Genomic DNA, 1,882 nt, shown 5'->3' on the forward strand with positions numbered 1-1,882 from the left:
CGTGATGCTGCGGCGTGACGGCTGGGCGGTGGGCAAGAGCTTGGTGTGGCGGCTGTACCGGGAGGAAGGCCTGGCGCTGCGCAGCAAGCAGCACCGGCGCCGCAAACCTGTTCGTAGACAACGTCCTAGAACGGGAAGGCGCGGGACGCTTTGGCCAGCAGGTCTCCATCGCCGGTTTGCACTGACGTCGGAATGCGCAGCAACACAAAACCAGGTGGCCTCCACCGTGATGGGGAGCTCTCGACCATAGCAAACATAGGGTCCGTCGATGGTGCCTGGGCAGGCGCCGCCGCGGTCCTCACCGTTCTCGAGACGAGATGTAGACCCAGGTGGAAGACTTGAACATTATTTACAGGGTCACGGATGCGCTCTCGCGGCTCCAACAGGGAGCGGTTCTTCCACTTGGCACCGGGCGCTCGACGAAGGGCCGGTAGTCGACACCGCTCTTGATGATCGCGTGCACCACGCGGGCCATCTTGGCGGTGATGGCGGTGAACGCCTTGCGCCGGAGATCCGGGTCCTCCCGGTCCGTGGCGACATAGCGCTCGAACTTGGCGCGGAAGCCCTTCTCCCGCTGGCGGATGGCGACCTGGGCGGCCATCCAGAGTGTCCGGCGCAGGCGGGCATTGCCGCGCTTGGACAGCTTGGTCTTGCCACGGAACTGCCCGGACTGGTGGGTGGCGGGGTCGAGGCCGCAGAACTTCAAGAACTGGCGATGGTGCCCGAAGCGGCGCAGGTCACCCGCCCCGGCCAGGATGGCAAGCGCGTTGATCGGTCCGATGCCCAGCACCTGCTGCAGGCGGCGGAAGTCGGCATGCTCGCCCAGCAGCTCGCCCGCGAGCGGCTCTATGGTGCCGCGCTGTGCAATCAGGTGCCGTGCCTCGGCGATTACGAGGCGGAACATGGTGATGGCGGGCGCCTCGGGCGGGATCGGCAAGGCGATGGAGTTCTGGGCGGTGTAGTAGATGTCGCCGAGCAGGCGCGCCTTGGCGACCTTGCGGCCGACGAGGTCCCAGGCTGCCGCGATGAAGGCCTCCTTGCTGAGGGCGGTGATGCTGGCCGGCACGGGGAAGCGCTCGAGGAAGGCGAAGAACCAGTCGCTCCGGGTGTTGTTCCGGAAGCGGTCGACCTCGGGAAGTAGAGGGGCAGGTAGTGGGTCCGGATGCGGTGGAGCGCCTCGGTTTTGGCCTTGGAGACCACCTCGTGGGTCATCGACAGCTCCTGAATGTCGTTGATGCCGTGCTCCAGCGGGTCGTGGTAGGGCTTGGCGGCTCCGATCCGGAGCATGTGCAGGATGACCTGGGCGTCCTTGGGATCATTCTTGTCCCAACCGTTGTGGAGCGCCTCCCTCGTGCGGGCCAGGGCGACCGAGGAGATCAGCCGGACGTCGAAGCCGGCCTGGACCAGGCGCCAGGCGAGCGGGCGGTGGTAGTGCCCCGTCGGCTCCAGGCCGATGGTGACAGGGCGCTCCAGGGCCTGTAACTCGGCCACCAGCCGGTCATGCTCGGGGCGGGTGTTGGTTATTGTCATCCTGCGGCGCCGCCGGGCCTCAGGCAGCTCGATCAGCACCTCGTTCCGGAGCTTGGCGACATCGACGGCGACAAGGACTGCGGCAGCGGGTGTAAGCTGTGACTTGGCCATGTCCGGTCGGCTCCTTTCCGTGTGGCTGGACACCATCACTGTGGAGGCTCGCAGGCCGGTCGTGGCCGCCTTTGACCGGGTCAGACCCCGATCCAGTTCAACCTTCCCGATGTGCTATGGCGCGGAGTTCACCGGGCACCTCGTCGATCTCTGGGTCTACCACCATGGCACGCGGATCGACTTCTCACGGCCTGGCAAACCGACGGACAACGCCTTCATCGAAACCTTCAACGCCCGGCTC

The 1,882-nt window shown here is 66.3% G+C and carries 2 pseudogenes; one reads left to right on the forward strand and one right to left on the reverse strand.

The window, feature by feature from the left end:
• Positions 1–349: 349 nt before the first annotated feature.
• A pseudogene (locus J8J14_RS24670) lies at positions 350–1,641 on the reverse strand (IS110 family RNA-guided transposase).
• 118 nt (positions 1,642–1,759) lie between these two features.
• Between J8J14_RS24670 and J8J14_RS24675 the strand changes: the two are divergent.
• Positions 1,760–1,882 (forward strand): annotated as a pseudogene (locus J8J14_RS24675) (IS3-like element ISBcen22 family transposase); the annotation flags it as partial.

Origin of the sequence: Pararoseomonas baculiformis, assembly GCF_017813395.1 — a bacterium.
GTDB classification, from domain to species: Bacteria; Pseudomonadota; Alphaproteobacteria; order Acetobacterales; family Acetobacteraceae; genus Roseomonas; species Roseomonas baculiformis.